General features: G+C 63.5%; 18 protein-coding genes. 10 read left to right on the plus strand and 8 right to left on the minus strand.

Annotated features, from left to right (window positions below):
• The first annotated feature begins 24 nt into the window (after positions 1 to 24).
• The 8 genes from RQH62_RS12320 (at position 25) to RQH62_RS12355 (ending at position 7,196) form a co-directional block, all read left to right on the plus strand.
• Positions 25 to 297, plus strand: coding sequence for an AbrB family transcriptional regulator (locus RQH62_RS12320; RefSeq protein ID WP_311269050.1), 273 nt, complete (start codon positions 25 to 27; stop codon positions 295 to 297).
• Positions 294 to 692, plus strand: a complete 399-nt coding sequence (locus tag RQH62_RS12325; RefSeq protein WP_311269051.1) for a type II toxin-antitoxin system VapC family toxin — start codon at positions 294 to 296, stop codon at positions 690 to 692. The genes RQH62_RS12320 and RQH62_RS12325 overlap by 4 nt, the downstream gene beginning before the upstream one ends.
• Positions 689 to 2,191 carry a serine hydrolase domain-containing protein gene (locus RQH62_RS12330; protein ID WP_311269052.1) on the plus strand — a complete coding sequence of 501 codons (1,503 nt, stop codon included), beginning with the start codon at positions 689 to 691 and terminating at the stop codon, positions 2,189 to 2,191. Before RQH62_RS12325 ends, RQH62_RS12330 begins: the two co-directional genes overlap by 4 nt.
• Before the next feature lie 37 nt (positions 2,192 to 2,228).
• On the plus strand, positions 2,229 to 2,510 hold the full coding sequence (locus tag RQH62_RS12335) for a hypothetical protein (protein WP_311269053.1): 282 nt from the start codon (positions 2,229 to 2,231) through the stop codon (positions 2,508 to 2,510).
• Positions 2,507 to 3,244: a tRNA (guanosine(37)-N1)-methyltransferase TrmD gene (gene trmD / locus RQH62_RS12340; protein ID WP_311269054.1), complete on the plus strand. Its 738-nt coding sequence runs from the start codon at positions 2,507 to 2,509 to the stop codon at positions 3,242 to 3,244. The genes RQH62_RS12335 and trmD overlap by 4 nt, the downstream gene beginning before the upstream one ends.
• Positions 3,245 to 3,250: 6 nt before the next feature.
• Positions 3,251 to 3,616, plus strand: coding sequence for a 50S ribosomal protein L19 (gene rplS / locus RQH62_RS12345; protein ID WP_150411837.1), 366 nt, complete (start codon positions 3,251 to 3,253; stop codon positions 3,614 to 3,616).
• A 323-nt stretch (positions 3,617 to 3,939) separates the two neighbouring features.
• The gene (locus RQH62_RS12350; protein WP_311269055.1) at positions 3,940 to 6,615 is read left to right on the plus strand and encodes a TonB-dependent receptor; all 2,676 of its coding nucleotides are present in this window, start codon (positions 3,940 to 3,942) and stop codon (positions 6,613 to 6,615) included.
• Positions 6,616 to 6,683: 68 nt separating this feature from the next.
• The gene (locus tag RQH62_RS12355; RefSeq protein ID WP_311269056.1) at positions 6,684 to 7,196 is read left to right on the plus strand and encodes a GNAT family N-acetyltransferase; all 513 of its coding nucleotides are present in this window, start codon (positions 6,684 to 6,686) and stop codon (positions 7,194 to 7,196) included.
• On the opposite strand, the gene RQH62_RS12360 is transcribed toward RQH62_RS12355, so the two are convergent.
• Positions 7,189 to 8,514, minus strand: coding sequence for an MFS transporter (locus RQH62_RS12360; RefSeq protein WP_311269057.1), 1,326 nt, complete (start codon positions 8,512 to 8,514; stop codon positions 7,189 to 7,191). The two genes, RQH62_RS12355 and RQH62_RS12360, sit on opposite strands and share 8 nt — an antisense overlap.
• 86 nt (positions 8,515 to 8,600) lie before the next feature.
• Positions 8,601 to 9,398 (minus strand): RNA methyltransferase, encoded by a 798-nt coding sequence (locus tag RQH62_RS12365; protein WP_311269156.1) that lies wholly within the window; start codon positions 9,396 to 9,398, stop codon positions 8,601 to 8,603.
• A 131-nt stretch (positions 9,399 to 9,529) separates the two neighbouring features.
• On the opposite strand from RQH62_RS12365, the gene RQH62_RS12370 reads away from it, so the two are divergent.
• Together RQH62_RS12370 and RQH62_RS12375 are read left to right on the plus strand one after the other, a co-directional pair.
• The gene (locus RQH62_RS12370; protein WP_311269058.1) at positions 9,530 to 10,627 is read left to right on the plus strand and encodes an AI-2E family transporter; all 1,098 of its coding nucleotides are present in this window, start codon (positions 9,530 to 9,532) and stop codon (positions 10,625 to 10,627) included.
• A gap of 602 nt (positions 10,628 to 11,229) precedes the next feature.
• Entirely contained in the window at positions 11,230 to 11,535 is a 306-nt protein-coding gene (locus RQH62_RS12375; protein ID WP_311269059.1) for a DUF5076 domain-containing protein, read from the plus strand.
• A gap of 145 nt (positions 11,536 to 11,680) precedes the next feature.
• Here the strand turns inward: RQH62_RS12375 and RQH62_RS12380 are convergent, their stop codons facing one another.
• The 6 genes from RQH62_RS12380 to RQH62_RS12405 all read right to left on the minus strand — a co-directional run bounded on the left by RQH62_RS12380 (position 11,681) and on the right by RQH62_RS12405 (position 16,084).
• The gene (locus RQH62_RS12380; protein ID WP_311269060.1) at positions 11,681 to 11,953 is read right to left on the minus strand and encodes an HPr family phosphocarrier protein; all 273 of its coding nucleotides are present in this window, start codon (positions 11,951 to 11,953) and stop codon (positions 11,681 to 11,683) included.
• Positions 11,950 to 12,354: a PTS sugar transporter subunit IIA gene (locus RQH62_RS12385; RefSeq protein WP_056683923.1), complete on the minus strand. Its 405-nt coding sequence runs from the start codon at positions 12,352 to 12,354 to the stop codon at positions 11,950 to 11,952. Before RQH62_RS12385 ends, RQH62_RS12380 begins: the two co-directional genes overlap by 4 nt.
• A 28-nt stretch (positions 12,355 to 12,382) precedes the next feature.
• Positions 12,383 to 13,309 (minus strand): RNase adapter RapZ, encoded by a 927-nt coding sequence (gene rapZ, locus RQH62_RS12390; protein WP_311269061.1) that lies wholly within the window; start codon positions 13,307 to 13,309, stop codon positions 12,383 to 12,385.
• On the minus strand, positions 13,306 to 13,746 hold the full coding sequence (locus RQH62_RS12395) for an HPr kinase/phosphatase C-terminal domain-containing protein (protein ID WP_311269062.1): 441 nt from the start codon (positions 13,744 to 13,746) through the stop codon (positions 13,306 to 13,308). The genes rapZ and RQH62_RS12395 overlap by 4 nt, the downstream gene beginning before the upstream one ends.
• A 69-nt stretch (positions 13,747 to 13,815) precedes the next feature.
• Positions 13,816 to 15,411, minus strand: coding sequence for a stimulus-sensing domain-containing protein (locus RQH62_RS12400; RefSeq protein ID WP_311269063.1), 1,596 nt, complete (start codon positions 15,409 to 15,411; stop codon positions 13,816 to 13,818).
• On the minus strand, positions 15,380 to 16,084 hold the full coding sequence (locus RQH62_RS12405) for a response regulator transcription factor (protein WP_311269064.1): 705 nt from the start codon (positions 16,082 to 16,084) through the stop codon (positions 15,380 to 15,382). Before RQH62_RS12405 ends, RQH62_RS12400 begins: the two co-directional genes overlap by 32 nt.
• Positions 16,085 to 16,197 lie beyond the last annotated feature (113 nt).

Raw genomic sequence — 16,197 nt, forward strand, 5'->3', positions numbered from 1 at the left:
ACTCCGTATATACGGAGGTTCGCCATGGGCGAAGAGTATAGAGCCAAGGTCTTCAAGTCCGGCAATAGCCTGGCCTTGCGGCTGCCGCGCAGCCTGGGCCTTGCCGATGGCGAGGAGGTTGTGGTCATCTCCCATGACGATGGCAGCTTCTCATTTTGGAAGCAGGATCAGTCACAAGAGATATTGCTGGGTCTGTATGGCAGCATGTCGGCAGGTTTCATGAGCGATGGGCGCGGTGACGTCGATCAGGCGGATCGTGACTGGGGCGATGATGGCGGCGCGACGGCGGCTGCGTGACCGAACTTTCCTATCTGCTCGACACCAATGTCTGCATTGATTTTCTGCTGGGGCGTAGTGCGCCTTTGGCCCAACGCATGGGAGCCAATCTGGGCGGATTGGCCGTATCTGCGGTGACGGCAGCGGAATTGCGGGTGGGTAGCCGCATGTCCGCTGATTCGGACGGCGATACGCGGCGGATCGACACGTTCCTGTCCCTGATGCAGGTTATGGCCTTCGATGATGCAGCGTCGCATATCTATGCGAAAGTGGTGCGACAGGTTGGGGTGCGTCGGCGTGGCTTCGATCGTTTGATCGGAACGCAGGCTCTGGCTCTGGGCCTGATACTGGTCACCCGCAATGAAAAGGATTTCGCCGATATTCCCGGCCTGAGAGTGGAGGATTGGACGCAGTGACGGGACGCTTCTTCTCATGGTTGCTGCTGTTGAGCCTGCTGCCCGCGACGGCGCAGGCGGCCGATGAGAAGAGGATCGAGGCGGCGCTGCCGGCCATCGACACGCTGTTTGCCGATTTTCAGGTGGATAGTCATGCGCCGGGACTCGTCTATGGCATCGTCGCCAATGGCAGGCTGGTCCATGTGAAGGGGCTGGGGATGCAGGATCTGGTGCGCAAGCGGCCGGTGACGGCGGACAGCCTGTTCCGTATCGCTTCGATGACCAAGGCGTTCACCGCCCTGTCCATCCTGAAACTGCGGGAGGAAGGCAGGTTGTCGCTCGACGATCTGGCGGAAACCTATGTGCCCGAAATGCGCGGATGGACCTATCCGACCAAGGATAGCCCGCGCATCCGCATTCGCGACCTGCTGACCCATAGTGCAGGGCTGGTCGACGACAATCCCTGGGGCGACCGGCAGACGCCGCTGCCGGAGGCGGACTTTACGCGTATGCTGCAACAGGGGGTGCCGTTCAGCAGCGCGCCGGGCAGCCATTATGAATATAGCAATTTCGGCTTCGCGTTGCTGGGGCGGATCATCGCGAATGTCACGGGGCAGCCCTATCGCGTCTATGTCGAGCGGACGTTGCTGACGCCGCTGGGCATGACGTCCAGCGGCTATGAGATTGGCGAATGGCCGGTCGAGCGGCGGGCGATCGGCTATCGCTGGGAAGAGGGGCGTTGGAAAGGCGAGCCTGACATGCGGGATGGCGCTTTCGGGGCGATGGGCGGGTTGCAGACCAGCGCCAACGATTATGCACGCTGGGTGGCGTTCCTATTGTCCGCCTGGCCGGCGCGGGACGAGGCGGATGATGGACCGGTGTCGCGGGCATCGGTCAGGATGTTGGCCGAGGGCAGCAATTTCACCAGCGTAGCACAGCGCTACGGCGCGAGCGGTGCAGCGGCCTGTCGTCAGTCGCTATCCTATGGCTTTGGTATGCGGATCGCGCAGGATTGCGACCTGGGCCTGACGCTGGCGCATGGCGGCGGCTATCCCGGCTATGGCAGCCATGTGATGCTGATGCCCGACTATGGCGTGGGTATCTTCGTCTTCACCAACCGCACCTATAATGGCGGGGCGGGTCCGGCCTGGGACGCGGCCATCGCCTTGCAGAAGGCCGGTGCGTTGATCGAGCGGACGCTGGCGGTGTCGCCGCTGCTGGCGGAGGGCTATGCCGCAGCGGGGCGGATCTATGCGGCGGGCGATGTGGGCGCGGCGCGGGACCGGCTGGCGATGAATTTCCTGATGGACAGCGAGTTGGACAGTTGGCGGCGGAAGCTGGCCGCGCTGAAGGCGGAGGTCGGGGCATGTCGGACCGATGCGCAGATCAAGGCGGGTGGTGGCCTGTCCGGCAGTTTTACATGGGTTTGTGAGAAGGGCAGGGTGGCTGGCACCATCCTGCTCGCGCCGGCCCCGACGGCGCAGATCCAGGAATTGAAGATCGCGATCAAGGCCCCCTGATCTGGACGCTGGGCGCCGCATCGCCTAAGCGCGCTGCATGCCCATCGTTCCGCAACTTGCGCTCGGCGCCTATCTGCTGTTCCTGATCGCGTCCGGTTGGCGGCTGTGGGTCATCGGCTGGTCGCCGCGCATCAAGATGCTGACCGCCATGGCGCTGATCCTGCCGATGCCGCTGCTGTTCATCATTCCCGGCGCGATGCGGCATGACGGCTGGTCGGATATGCTGATCCGGTTGGGACTGACCCTGCTGATATGCGGTCTTCTCTGTCTGGCCGGCGGCTTTTCCGCGGCGCGGCTGCGGGCGCGGCGGTGCAAATGAGCTTTACGGCGCAGATATTGACGCTTTACCCCGATATGTTTCCGGGGCCGCTGGGCGCGTCGCTGGCCGGCCGGGCGCTGGCGGACGGCAAATGGACCTGCGATCCGATCCATATCCGCGATTTCGCCGCCGATCGCCATCGCACGGTGGACGATACGCCGGCGGGTGGTGGCGCGGGCATGGTGCTGCGGGCGGACATAGTGGCCAAGGCGGTCGATCATGCGCTGGACAGGCGCCCCGACCTGCCGGTGCTGGCGATGACGCCGCGTGGGAAACCCATCACCCAGCAGCGCGTGCGCGCATTGGCCGACGGGCCGGGCGCGACGATCCTGTGCGGCCGGTTCGAGGGGTTTGACGAGCGGATTTTCGACGCCCGGCCGATCGAGCAGGTCAGCATGGGCGACATCATCCTGTCCGGCGGCGAAATGGCGGCTTTGCTGCTGCTGGATGCTTGTGTTCGGCTGCTTCCCGGTGTAATGGGCGCGGCTTCCAGCGGAGTCGAGGAGTCCTTTGAAACGGGGCTGCTCGAATATCCGCATTATACCCGCCCGGTGGAATGGGAGGGTCGCGCGATTCCCGAAGTGTTGCGATCGGGGGATCATGCGAAGATCGCCGCCTGGCGGAAACAACAGGCGGAGGCAGATACACGGCTAAGGCGGCCGGACCTTTGGGAACGTCACATCGGCGTTCGGGACCGTTCGCCCTCTGGTGCGCAGCAAAAGACCAAGGACTGACGTTACATGAACATCATCCAGCAGATCGAGGCGGAAAACATTGCCGCTCTCGCCAAAGATATCCCCGAATTCCGTCCCGGCGACACCCTGCGCGTCGGCGTGAAGGTCATCGAAGGCGAGCGTAGCCGCGTTCAGAACTATGAAGGCGTGTGCATCGCCCGTTCGAACAAGGGCATGGGTTCCAACTTCACCGTGCGCAAGATTTCGTTCGGCGAAGGCGTGGAGCGCGTGTTCCCGCTCTATTCGCCCAACCTCGATTCGATCACCGTCGTCCGTCGCGGCGTCGTGCGTCGTGCGAAGCTTTACTATCTGCGCGGCCGCACCGGCAAGCGCGCTCGCATCGCCGAGCGTCGGGATAATCGCGAAGGTTAATCCTTCGCTGTCTCTTGACAGTTGTAAAAATGAAACAGGCGGTGACCCCCAGGGTCGCCGCCTTTTTCTTTGTGTTACAAATATTTGAATTGCTCAACGGTCGCCCGACGGCGGATGCCGACGGGAGGATTTTGCAGTGCGGCATAAATGGCGTTTGACCCGCCGTGCTTTTATGTCAGCCTTTCATTTCCAGACGTTACCAAATGTTGCGATGCCGAAATCCTTGATTTTGGCAGCGGGTGGTCGCGGCCAAAATCACTGGATCTGTCGGGGAAGGGGAATGTCGGAAGGCCTCAACTAAAAGACATTAAGGGGGCTTTTTGATGAAGATTGAGGGTCTGATTTCGCGCGGCGCGATTGCTGCTGCGCTCCTCTACACTGTTCCTGCCGTTGCGCAGGACGCCGGACCGCAGGAGGCCGCGCCGGCGGAACCGGGGCAAACCATCATCGTTACCGGTACTCGCCGTACCGACCGCACCGTCGCCGAATCGCCCACACCGATCGATGTCTATTCCGGCCAGGAACTGCAAAAGCAGGGAACGGCCGACATGAACCAGGTCATCCAGAATCTGGTGCCGTCCTTCTCGGTTGCGCGCTATGCGATCGGTGACGGTTCTTCCTTCGTCCGTCCACCCAACCTGCGCGGGCTGGCGCCTGATCAGACGCTGGTGCTGGTCAACGGCAAGCGCATGCATCGCAGCGCACTGGTCCAGATCGGCGCCAATGCCCAGTCGGCCGGCGCGCATTCGGCTGACCTTGCCCAAATCCCTGCCATCGCGGTCAAAGCTGTCGAAGTGCTGCGCGACGGGGCATCGGCGCAATATGGTTCCGACGCGATTGCCGGCGTCATCAACATGACGCTGCGCGACGATGTGGGTTATTCCGGCTATGCCCGCTACGGCCAATATTATCGCGGCGACGGCAAGGATTATCAGGTGGCGCTGAACGCCGGCTTCAAGCTGGGCGACAGCGGGGTCATCAACTTCAGCGGTGAATATGTGAACGCTGGCAAGACCAGCCGTGGCGTGACGCGCGCCGGCGCGCATCTGCTGGCGCAGGAACAGCCGGATATCGGGGTGCCCGCGCTGGCGCAGCGCTACGGCAATCCGAAGATGGAATCCTACCGCCTGTTTGCGAACGGCCATTTCGACCTGGACGACAACAGCAGCATCTACTTCTTCGGCAATTATGGTCACAGCTTCCAGGAGGAAAGCTTCAACTATCGCCAGTCGGTGGATACCGCCGGGGTCGATATCGAAGGCAACAGCTTTGGCCATAACGGCATTTTCAATGACTATTTCACGGATTTCGACAATACGCTGCCCGGCATCCAGACCGGTGCGGCTGGCGGCAACGTCTACGCGCCCAACGGTTATGATCCGACCACGCGCGACTATACGCAGGTGTCGACCTGCTCCGACCCGCTGGTGCAGAATTGGAGCTGTGTCTATTCGGGCGGCTTCACCCCGATCTTCTTCGGCAAGATCGACGATATTTCGGGCACGGTCGGCTATAAGGGGACGATGGGCTTCGGCCTGAACTACGACCTGTCGGGCAGCTATGGCCAGTCGACGCTGAAATATTCGATGAACGGCACGATGAACCCGTCGCTGGGCATCACATCGCCGACCGAATTTTACCTGGGCAAGCTGAAACAGAGCGAAACGCTGTTCAACGCAGACTTCAGCTATCCGTGGGAAGTCGGCTTCGCCAGCCCGATCACCATCGCCTTTGGCGGGCAGTATTTCCGGGAAGCCTATGAACTGGGTCTGGGCGACGCGGCATCCTATGCCGTCGGTCCCTATACCGGCAACCTGGTGTTCCATCAGGATGGGACGCCGGTGTTGAACGCGGACGGCACGCAATTGTCCGTTACCCTGCCGGTCGGCGCTAACGGCTTCCCCGGCTATGGCCCGGCCATTGCGGGTGAGAGCAGCCGCAATTCCAAGGGTCTCTATATCGACATCGAAGGCGACGTGACCGATCAGCTGTCGTTCGGCATTGCCGGTCGTTACGAGCATCTGTCCGACTTCGGCAATTCGACCACGGGCAAATTCTCGGCGCGCTACGCCGTCGTGCCTGACATCCTTGCCCTGCGCGGCACAGTGGCGACGGGCTTCCGTGCGCCGACGCCGGGTCAGGTCAATTCGAGCAGCATTGCGACGGTGTTCAATCCCGGTAATCCCAATGCGATCGAGTCCATGACGCTGCCGGTGACCAGCCCGGTCGCCGCCTTCCTGGGCGCAAAGCCGCTGACGCCCGAGGAGTCAGTCAGCTTCTCGCTGGGTACCGTGTTTACGCCGGCGCCGGGCGTCACGCTGTCGATCGACTATTACAATATCAAGGTGAAGGATCGGATCGGCACATCGGGTACCTTCGTGATCGACGATGCGCAACGTCCGACGCTCCAGTCGCTCGGCCTTGCCAACTATGCCACGGTCAATGAAGTGCAGTTCCTGACTAACGCCTTCGACACCCGGACGCAGGGCATCGATGTGGTCGGCAGCTACCGGATGGCGATCGGCGATCTGGGCGTGCTCAATTCGACGCTGGCCTTCAACTGGAACAAGACCAAGGTCACGGACCGCGATGCCACGGTGGTATCGGATGTGCGTGTTGCGCAGCTGGAAAAGACGCTGCCCAAGACGCGCGTCATTCTGACCGAAAACTGGACGGCCGGGCCGCTGTCCATATTGGGCCGCATGAACTGGTACGGCAAATATACCATGACGGATGACGGCCCGGTGTCGCAGACCTTCGGCAGCGAATTCGTGTTCGATCTGGAAGTCAGCTACGAGCTCAACGAGAATTTCACGCTGAGCGCAGGCGCGCAGAATATCTTCAGCAACTATCCCGACAAATTCTCCAATACCAAGGGGACGTTGGGTCCGGTCTATGCGTCGACCGGCGGCCGGTTCACCGGCGACATCTATCCGGATGTGTCGCCCTTCGGCTTCAATGGCGGCTTCTGGTACGCAAAGGCCGGTTTCAAGTTCTGATCCCTGCTGATCATTTTGTTGCAGCCGGTCCCTTGCGGGGCCGGCTGCTTCCTTGCATGGACGCCGGCATGCTTACCCATCGCCTTGCCACGGTCGCCGACGAAGCGGCGCTGTCCGCCGTCATGACCCGCGCCATCGAGCAACTGCAAGCCGCTTGGCTGACGCCGGAGCAGGTGGCGGCCAGCCATGGCTTCATGGGGCTGGACAGCCGGCTGATCGCTGACGGCACTTATTTCGTGATCGAGGATCAGGGTGCGATTGCCGGCTGCGGCGGCTGGAGCCGGCGGGCTACGGCCTATGGCGGCAATCACAGCGCGGGGCGGGACGACCGGCTGCTCGACCCAGCAACCGAACCGGCGAAGGTGCGGGCGATGTACACCCACCCGGATCATATCCGCAAAGGCGTGGGGACGATGATCCTGTCGCTGTGCGAGGCGGCGGCGAAGGCGGAGGGGTTTGCCGCGCTGGAACTGTCCGGCACGATGGCGGGGGTGCCGCTCTATCGCAGCTTTGGGTTCGAAGGCGTGCGGGAATTTGAGGATAGCGGCGTGCCTATGCTGCTGATGCGGAAAGTCATCTGACCGGGGCGGTGCGGCTGGTGAACCAGAGGCCGCCCAGGCTGATGACCGCTGCCGCCGACATGTAAAGGCCGACGAGGCCCACGCCCTGCATGCCGATCAGCCAGGTGGCGACGATCGGCGCGAGCGCACCGCCGATGATACCGCCCAGGTTGAAGGCGAAGGACGCGCCGGTGTAGCGCAGCTGGATCGGAAAGAGGGCGGGGAGATAGGCGCCCAGCGGCCCGTAAATGAAGCCCATCACGAACAGGGCGAGGCTGAGCGCGACGAAGATCGGCAGCAGCGCGCCGGTGCCGATCAGCGGCCCGAAGACGAGGCCCATTGCCACGGTGCCTGCGCAACCCCATGCGAGCGCGGTGGTGGGCGTGGTGCGATCCGACCACCAGCCGGCCAGCACGATGCTGAGCGCCATGAACAGGATCGCGCCCAATTGGATGGCTAGGAAGATTTCCCGGTCGATCTTGAGCGCGGTGGTGCCGTAGCCGAGCGCGAAGGCCGTCGCGATATAATAGACCGCGAAGCAGGCGGCGCAGGCGAAGGTGCCGGCGATCGCCGCGCCGAGGTGCGAGGAGAGCAAGGTGGCCAGTGGGACGGCGGGTGGCGGTGTTTCCTTCTGCGCGGCGGCAAATTCCGGCGTTTCGGTGAGTTTGAGGCGGACCCAGAGGCCAAGGATCACCAGCACTGCGCTGCCGATGAAGGGCAGGCGCCAGCCCCAGGCGAAGAAATCTTCGTCAGTGAGGAAGGCGCCCAGCAGCAGGAACAGGCCATTGGCGGCGATGAAGCCGACCGGGGCGCCCAGCTGCGGGAACATGCCGAAGCGTGCGCGCCAGCCGGGCGGGGCGTTTTCCACCGCCAGCAGCGCCGCGCCGCCCCACTCGCCGCCCAGGCCAAAGCCCTGACCGAAGCGCAGCAGGCACAGGATCAGCGGCGCCCAGTAACCGATCATCTGATAAGTGGGCAGGAAGCCGATCAGCAGGGTGCAGCCGCCCATCAGCATCAGCGAGGCGACCAAGGTGGCCTTGCGCCCGATGCGGTCACCATAATGGCCGAACACCGCCGCGCCGACCGGCCGTGCGAAGAAGGCGAGGGCGAGGCTGCCATAAGAGGCCATCAACTGCGCGGAAGGCGAGGAGGCGGGGAAGAAGAGCGAGGGGAAGATCAGGCTGGCGGCGGTGGCGTAGATGTAGAAGTCGTAAAATTCGACCGCCGTGCCGATCAGGCTGGCGGCGAGCACCCGCTTGTGCCGCCACATCTCTCCCATGCCGCTTACCTGTGTCACGTTGTCTCGCCCCCATTGCGTCATGCCAGCGTAGGCTGGCATCTCTCTCCTCCCGGCCGTTCCGGAAGAAAAGTGAGATCCCAGCGTTGACCTTCGGTCGCCCTTCGGGTCGCTGGGATCACGGTCTATTACGTTCTGCGTTTCTGATTCAGCAATTCATAGGCCATGACCGCCGTGGCCACGGCCGCGTTCAGGCTGTCGGCCTTGCCCAGCATCGGCATCTTCACCAGCTGGTCGCATTCGGCCTCATAGGATTCCGGCAGGCCCTGCGCTTCGTTGCCGACCAGCAGGAAGCTGGGGCTGGCGTAGCGCGGTTCCTGATAATCCTGCGTAGCCTTGAGGCTGGTGCCGATCAGTTCGCCCGGCCCTTCGCGCAGCCAGTGCATGAATTCGCCCCAGCGTGCCTGGGTGATGGACTGGGTGAAGAGTGCGCCCATGGAGGCGCGGACCGATTCGACCGAGAAGGGGTCGACGCAATCGTCGATCAGGATGAGGCCGCCTGCGCCCACGGCGTCGCCGGTGCGCAATATGGTGCCGAGATTGCCGGGATCGCGTAGCGATTGCGCGACGATCCAGATGTCGGCGGTGCTGCGGTCCAGCTTTGCCAGTGGGGTCAGCCGGTCGCGATAGACGCCGACCACGGCCTGCGCATTATCCTTGCCGCTGATCTTCGACAGAATGTCGGGCGTGGTTTCGATCACGTCGCCGCCGTCCGCCTCGATCGCGTCGATCAGTTCCAGCGCCAGCGGGTGGGTGGAGCCGGCATGGAACAGCATTTCGGGCAGCACGCCTTCCTCGCGCGCTTCGGTCAGGATGCGCAGGCCTTCGGCCAGGAACAGCCCCTCCGCCTTGCGATGCTTCTTTTCCCGCAGCGATCGGACGCGCTTCACCAGCGGGTTGGAAAATCCGGTGATTTCGCGTGCCACGGTGATTGCTGGTCCCAAAAGAGCGAAAGGAAGCGGCCTCCTTACCCATGGAAAGGCGAAAAGGACAGGGGGCAGGTTATGATGATCGTTCGGTGATGGATTTGGATCGCGAATTTTGCGATGGGACGGGCATGGATGCCAAAACGCCCCCGCCGCTGAACGTCACGCCGAAAATCGAGGATGGCTTCTTCCTTGGCGTCGTGCTGGTCGTGTCGATCGCCTTTGCGCTGGTGATCGAGCCTTTCTTTGCCGCCGTGCTGTGGGGCGTGATCGCCGCGATCGTGTTCGCCCCGCTCAACCGGCAGATATTGTCGGCGATCCCGAAACATCCCAATGGCGCGGCGCTCATCACCTTGCTGCTGATCCTGGGGGTCGTCATTGTCCCGGCTTTCGTGCTGAGTGCGGCGCTGTTGCAGGAAGCGGCCTATTTCTATGGCAAGATCCAGACGGGCGAGATCAATTTCGTGCGGCTCTTTTCCGATACGATCGCGGCGCTGCCGGACTGGCTGCGCCCCTATGTCCGTCGCCTCGGCCTCACCAACTTCTATGCCGCGCAGGAGATGGTGACGAAGGGCGTGACCAGCAGTTTCCGCACGCTGGCGGCGCAGGCATTCCAGATCGGGCAGAGCGCGTTCAGCTTCCTCGTCGCGCTGGGCGTGATGCTGTACCTGACCTATTTCCTGTTGCGCGATGGCGAGGCGCTGTCGCAGCGGATCGCGGCGGCCGCGCCGCTGCGCCCCAGCCAGCGGACGGCGCTGATCGAACAGTTCGTCATCGTCATCCGCGCGACGATCAAAGGGAGCATCGTCGTCGCCATCGTGCAGGGGCTGATCGGCGGCATCGTCTTCTGGGCGCTGGGGATACAGGGCGCATTGCTGTGGGGCGTGCTGATGGGCGCCTTCTCGCTGTTGCCGGCGGTGGGGACGGCGATCGTCTGGGCGCCCGTCGCCATCTATCTGTTCGCGACCGGTTCGATCTGGCAGGGCGCGGTGCTGGTCGCTTGCGGCGTTCTGGTGATCGGCATGGTCGACAATGTGCTGCGCCCGATCCTGGTGGGACGCGACACGCGGATTCCCGACTATGTCGTGCTGATCTCCACGCTGGGCGGGCTGGAGCTGTTCGGCTTCAGCGGCATCGTGATCGGGCCGGTGATCGCGGCCCTGTTCATCGCGACCTGGAACATCTTCACCCGGATGCGCGGCGCGGATGAGGCGGTCGTGGCCGGGTAACGGCGACGCGACGGGCCGAAGTTCACAGTGTCGCAGGGGTTTTTGCAGCTTTTGCGCTCGCGAGGCTTTCCTGAAGCGCTCGCGAGGCGCCTCCAGCGCGACGGCTGGGTCGCGCGGGCGCGCCGGTGATGCGACGGTGTCGCGCCCACCATGCAGCGGGGCAGGCGAAGCGCGAAATTTTTTCGCGTGAGAGGGGAGGCGTTGGTCCATCCATCAGGATAGATCAGAGGAAATCCTACATTGGAAGGGGAAAGCGGCGGGGTTGGTGGCAACCAAAGATGGCCGTTCCTTCTCCCTCGGAAGGAGAGGGATAGGACACCTTGCCGTCTAGCGGTTAGGCGGAGTTGGATGAGGGGGATTGGCGCTATGTCGAGCCATTCAGGTGAGGTTGCCTCCCCCTCACCCAGCTACGACTAGGCAGCAAGCTGCCAAGTCTGCGCAGCCTCGGCCAGAGGCACGTGACTCTGGCCGACCCTTGAGGGAGAGGGATAAGAGGATGGCCGTTCACGACCATTTTTGGTCGATCAAAGCAGCGCTATCACTTCCTGATTGCGGACGGGCAACCAGCATGTGATTAGCAGTCGTCGTGAATTGGAGTGACCATGGACGAACGAGCGATCCCCCCTGCGGCATTGCGTGACGCTGATGCGTGGGAGCCTCTCCGCGTTTGGATTGCTGAGCAAAAGCTACATTGCTCGTTGAAGGTCGGCGTATACGAAGAGAATGGCCCAATAGCCGAAGACACAGCGTGGGGCATTATATTAGCTGATGTTGCCAAACATCTCGCAGATGCCCTAGCCAAAGAAGGACTTCGAAATCGGGATACTGCGCTTCGCGAGATTTTCAGGAGTTTTGCTTCTGAGCTAGAGGAGCCAACAGCGGCCACGACCGGTAACTTCATCGATTGAAGGCCGCGTCTGCTTTTGCATCACTAAACCCAAAACCCGGCTGTCCCCTAACCACCCATGCCGGCCGTCTTGCGCTATCCGTTGACGCAGCGTGCGCCTGCCTGAGATCCCAGCTTTCGCTGGGATGACGGTTATTGGTTGGGGGTTACTCTTCGCCGAACTTGTCCTCGACCAGGCCGACCAGCTTGCCCAGGGAATCGGCCGCTTCAGCTCCGGTGGCCTTGATGGTGATATGGTCGCCCATGGCGGCGCCCAGCATCATCAGGCCCATGATCGACGTGCCGGTGACATGGTTGCCGTCCTTGCTGACGACGATGTCGGCGGGCAGGCCGCTGGCCAGGGTCACGAATTTGGCGCTGGCGCGGGCGTGGAGGCCGCGCTTGTTGCTGATACGGACTTCCTGGCTGATTTCATTCATGTGGTGCTGCCCAACAGTTCCGACGCTACGCTGATATATTTCTGCCCGGCTTCGCGCGCGGCGGCAACCGCGGCGCGCACGTCCATCACCTTGCGCGCGCTTTCCAGACGGATGAGCATGGGCAGGTTGATGCCGGCGATCACCTCGATCTCGCCCGCCTTGAGCAGGGAGATGGCGAGGTTGGAGGGCGTGCCGCCGAACAGGTCGGTCAGCAGGATCACGCCCGATCCGCTGTTCACGCGGGCGACCGCCGTCGCGATGTCCGCGCGGCGCAATTCCATGTCGTCTTCCGGCCCGATGCAGATCGTTTCGATCTGCTGCTGAGGCCCGACCACATGTTCCATGGCCACGACGAATTCGGTCGCCAGCGACCCATGGGTGACGAGTACGAGTCCGATCATCTGCTTTCGCGGCCCACCTTTGTCATGATTATGCTTTCGGGCCTCCCGGACGACGCTTCTCCAGACCATCCTGGGGCGTCGATTCAATATTGCGGTGCAAGATGGTGGGCGAAAAGCCGGCCTCTTGCAAGTATTTCGCGACACGTTCCGCCACATGGACGGAGCGGTGCTTGCCCCCCGTACAGCCGAACGCGACGGTGATATAGGCTTTTCCGCCCTCCGAATAGCGGGGCAGCAGGGTGGTGAGCAGATCCTCGATCTTGCCCACCGCTTCTTCATAGGCGGGATCTTCGGCGATATAAGCAGCGACCTCAGCATCAAGGCCGGTTTTCGGCCGCAGGTCCGTGTCCCAGTGCGGATTGCGCAGGAAGCGCATGTCGAACATCAGGTCGGCATTGCGTGGCACCCCGCGCGAAAAGCCGAAGGAGAGGATGGTCAGCACCGGGTCCGACAGCCGTTCGCGCGAGAATCGGTTGCGGATTTCCTGTTGCAGCGAATTGCTGGTGAAGCCGGTGGTGTCGATGACCTGCGTCGCCCAGCGGCGCAGGGGTTCGGTCATTTCCCGTTCGCGGGCGATGCCGTCGGCGGCCGGGCGGTCCAGCGCGAGGGGGTGGCGGCGGCGCGTCTCGGCAAAACGGCGCTCCAGCTCCGCGCTGGAACAGTCGAGGAAAAGGGTGTCGATGTCATGGCCGTGCCGTTCGCGCATGGCGCGGATGCGCTGGACGATGGCGTTGGCGTCGAAATCGCGGGTGCGGGCGTCGATGCCGAGCGCCAGCGGGCGCTCGTCCGCGCCGGCGTGACCGGCAGGCAGGGGGGTGTCGAGCAGCCGGTCGAGCAGGACGAGGGGAAGGTTGTCCACCACCTCCCAGCCCATATCCTCCAGCGTCTTGAGCGCGGTGGTCTTGCCGGCGCCGGAGAGGCCCGACAGCAAGAGGATGGTCTTGGGCTGGGTCATGCCGGGTCCAGTCCGAGCGTGCGCAGCGCCAGTTCGACCTTGATCGAGGCGGAGGCTTCGAACGGGGAAATCTTCACCACCGGCACGGCGATGCCGGCGACGGTGCGATGGACCGGCTCCAGCGGCATGCGATCGACCGGATCGAACAGGTCGGCGATGAGGGCTACGGGCGCGTCGGACAGGGCAGCCATGGCGACGATGCCGATGCCGCGCACCTCCATCTTGCCCCGGATCGTGTCCGGCGCGGTGGCGACCAGCCGGCCGTCGATGCGCTTCACCAGGGTATAATCGTCGCTGACCAAGGCGGCGCCACGGTCGATCAGGCGCAGGGCAAGGTCGGACTTGCCGCTGCCGCTTGGCCCGCGCAGCAACACGACGCGGCCATCAATGGCCACGCTTGTTGCATGCAGCGTCTCTGATGAAAGTGCGCGCGCCATAACCCCTTGGCGATCCTTCTAACCTGAGTTGCAGGGGATGGCTATGCCTTTGGCGGGCGGCCCTTCGTCCTATTCCGACACGATGCCGGGATCGCGCTCCACCGCCATGGGCAAGCGGACGACGAAGCGGGCGCCATTCTGCGCATCTTCGCGGTCGCCGATCGCGATCCTGCCCTGATGCCCCTCAACGATCGAGCGGGCGATGGCAAGGCCGAGGCCCGAATGTTTGCCGAACGTCTCCCCTTCCGGGCGGACGCTGTGGAAGCGGCGGAAGATATGTTCGCGCTCCGATGGCGGGACGCCGGGGCCTTCATCCTCGACACTGACCATGACCTGATCGTCGGCGACGGTGGCGATGATCTGAACAAGGCCAGCTTCGGGCGAGAAGGAAATGGCATTGTCGATAAGGTTGTCGAGGACGCGGATCAGCCGGCCTTCTTCCCCCAGCACCACCGCCACATCCTTGCGCGGGCGGGCGAAGGCGAGGCGGACGCTGCGGGGCACGCCGCGCGCTTCACGGGCAATGACCATTTTTTCGATGAGCAGGCCAAGGTCGATCGGCTCGAACCGGGTGCGGGACAGTTCGGCATCGACGCGCGAGGCTTCGGCAATGTCGGTGACGAGGCGGTCGAGGCGGCGGACATCATCCTGCGCGATGGCCATCAACTGTTCGCGCAGGTCCGGGCGATCGACGCGGTCGAGCGCGTCGAGGGCGGAGCGGAGCGAGGCGATCGGGTTTTTGAGTTCATGGGAGACGTCGGCAGCGAAAGCGTCGGTCGCGTCGATTCGCTGGCGTAGCGCGAGGCTCATGTCGGACAGGGCGCGGGCGAGCATGCCGATCTCGTCGCGGCGTTCAGGCAGGCGAGGGACCGTCACTTCGCGTGCCCGGCCGAGGCGGACGCGCACGGCGGCGCGGGCGAGGCGCTGTAACGGGCGGACGATGGTGCGGGCGAGGAAGAGCGAGAGCAGGACAGAGGCCAGTACGGCGACGGCCAGCACCATGCCGAGCCGCAGCCGTTCGGCCCGGACGATGCGGGTGATGTCGCGGGCGTTCTCGGTTGCGAGCAGGCTGGAGCCGTCGCGCACCGGGACGGCGGCGGAGATCATGAAGGTGCGGTCGGGCGCGTAGCGGTTGAGCGCCTGCGGATGGCCGGATTTGCGCGCGACGGCGACTTCGGGCCAAGCGTCGGCGTGATCGACTGTCGGCTCCTCGAAATCGGGCGGACGGTTGGCGGAAACGATCTTATCCACCGCCTTGTCCAGGAAGCGGGCGACATGGCGCTGCCATTCCTCTTCGGACGGGGAGCGAAGGCGGTAGCGCGGCGCATCCATGGTGAAGCTGTCGGCGATCAGTGCGCCGTTGGCGCCATAGCGGCGCACCCGGTCGCCGGTCTGGCGCGAATAGGCGGCGATCAGCGCATTGTGCCGGTCGGCCGGGGCATTCTCCAGGCCGATGGCGAGCAGCTTCAATTCGCGCGCCGACTGTTCCAGCCGATCATCGACGATGCGGGTGCGATAGCTGTCGAGATAGAAGAAGCCGCCCGCCAGCAAGGCGAGGGCGAAGACGTTGACCGCCAGAATGCGCGGCGTGAGGCTCAGTCGCCCCGACCAGCGCACCGTCAGCGGCGCGCAGTCATTCTTCGGAGAATCGGTAGCCGGCGCCATAGAGGGTGTCGATTGCATTGAAGTCGGAATCCACCTCGCGGAATTTGCGCCGCAGTCGCTTGATGTGGCTGTCGATCGTGCGGTCGTCGACATAGACGTCATCCTGATAGGCGGCGTCCATCAACTGGTTGCGGTTCTTGACCACGCCGGGGCGCTGCGCAAGCGTTTCCAGGATCAGGAATTCGGTGACGGTCAGGGTGACGTCCTGCCCGTTCCATTTGACCCGATGGCGCGCGGGGTCCATTTCCAGCCGGCCACGGATGATCGGGTCGGCCACCGGCTGGTCCGGGGCGTCGGGCGTCTTGCTGACTTCGGCGCGGCGCAGGATGGCGCGGATGCGGGCGAGCAGCAGGCGTTGCGAGAAGGGTTTGGCGATATAATCGTCCGCGCCCATCGCCAGACCCAGCGCCTCGTCCAGTTCATCCGCCTTGGATGTCAGGAAGATGACCGGCATCTGGCTCTTTTCGCGCAGCCGGCGCAGCAATTCGATCCCGTCCATGCGCGGCATCTTGATATCGAAGACGGCGAGGTCGGCAGGATTGTCCAGCAACGCCTTCAGCGCGCCTTCGGGATCGGAATAGATGCGCGTCATGAAGCCTTCGGCCTGAAGCGCGATCGACACCGAAGTCAGGATATTCTTGTCGTCATCCACCAGGGCGATGGTTGCGGTCATGCAGTGTCCCAGATGATCGTGAAAAAGCGGATATAGGGGCAGCGTTAGACGATGGCGACCCCGCTCGCAAGAAAGGCCGGACGGAACATCCTGCGCCCGGAACGTCGATATTC

Origin of the sequence: Sphingobium sp. WCS2017Hpa-17 (assembly GCF_031843765.1) — a bacterium.
Lineage (GTDB): Bacteria > Pseudomonadota > Alphaproteobacteria > Sphingomonadales > Sphingomonadaceae > Sphingobium.

Bases quoted from the DNA above. Each gene is read 5' to 3' on its own strand.
- RQH62_RS12320 (WP_311269050.1), top strand. From the start codon at position 25: ATGGGCGAAGAGTATAGAGCCAAGGTCTTCAAGTCCGGCAATAGCCTG.
- RQH62_RS12335 (WP_311269053.1), top strand. From the start codon at position 2,229: ATGCCCATCGTTCCGCAACTTGCGCTCGGCGCCTATCTGCTGTTCCTG.
- trmD (WP_311269054.1), top strand. From the start codon at position 2,507: ATGAGCTTTACGGCGCAGATATTGACGCTTTACCCCGATATGTTTCCG.
- rplS (WP_150411837.1), top strand. From the start codon at position 3,251: ATGAACATCATCCAGCAGATCGAGGCGGAAAACATTGCCGCTCTCGCC.
- RQH62_RS12350 (WP_311269055.1), top strand. From the start codon at position 3,940: ATGAAGATTGAGGGTCTGATTTCGCGCGGCGCGATTGCTGCTGCGCTC.
- RQH62_RS12355 (WP_311269056.1), top strand. From the start codon at position 6,684: ATGCTTACCCATCGCCTTGCCACGGTCGCCGACGAAGCGGCGCTGTCC.
- RQH62_RS12360 (WP_311269057.1), bottom strand. From the start codon at position 8,514: ATGCCAGCCTACGCTGGCATGACGCAATGGGGGCGAGACAACGTGACA.
- RQH62_RS12370 (WP_311269058.1), top strand. From the start codon at position 9,530: ATGGATGCCAAAACGCCCCCGCCGCTGAACGTCACGCCGAAAATCGAG.
- RQH62_RS12375 (WP_311269059.1), top strand. From the start codon at position 11,230: ATGGACGAACGAGCGATCCCCCCTGCGGCATTGCGTGACGCTGATGCG.
- RQH62_RS12380 (WP_311269060.1), bottom strand. From the start codon at position 11,953: ATGAATGAAATCAGCCAGGAAGTCCGTATCAGCAACAAGCGCGGCCTC.
- RQH62_RS12385 (WP_056683923.1), bottom strand. From the start codon at position 12,354: ATGATCGGACTCGTACTCGTCACCCATGGGTCGCTGGCGACCGAATTC.
- rapZ (WP_311269061.1), bottom strand. From the start codon at position 13,309: ATGACCCAGCCCAAGACCATCCTCTTGCTGTCGGGCCTCTCCGGCGCC.
- RQH62_RS12395 (WP_311269062.1), bottom strand. From the start codon at position 13,746: ATGGCGCGCGCACTTTCATCAGAGACGCTGCATGCAACAAGCGTGGCC.
- RQH62_RS12400 (WP_311269063.1), bottom strand. From the start codon at position 15,411: ATGGCGCCGGCTACCGATTCTCCGAAGAATGACTGCGCGCCGCTGACG.
- RQH62_RS12405 (WP_311269064.1), bottom strand. From the start codon at position 16,084: ATGACCGCAACCATCGCCCTGGTGGATGACGACAAGAATATCCTGACT.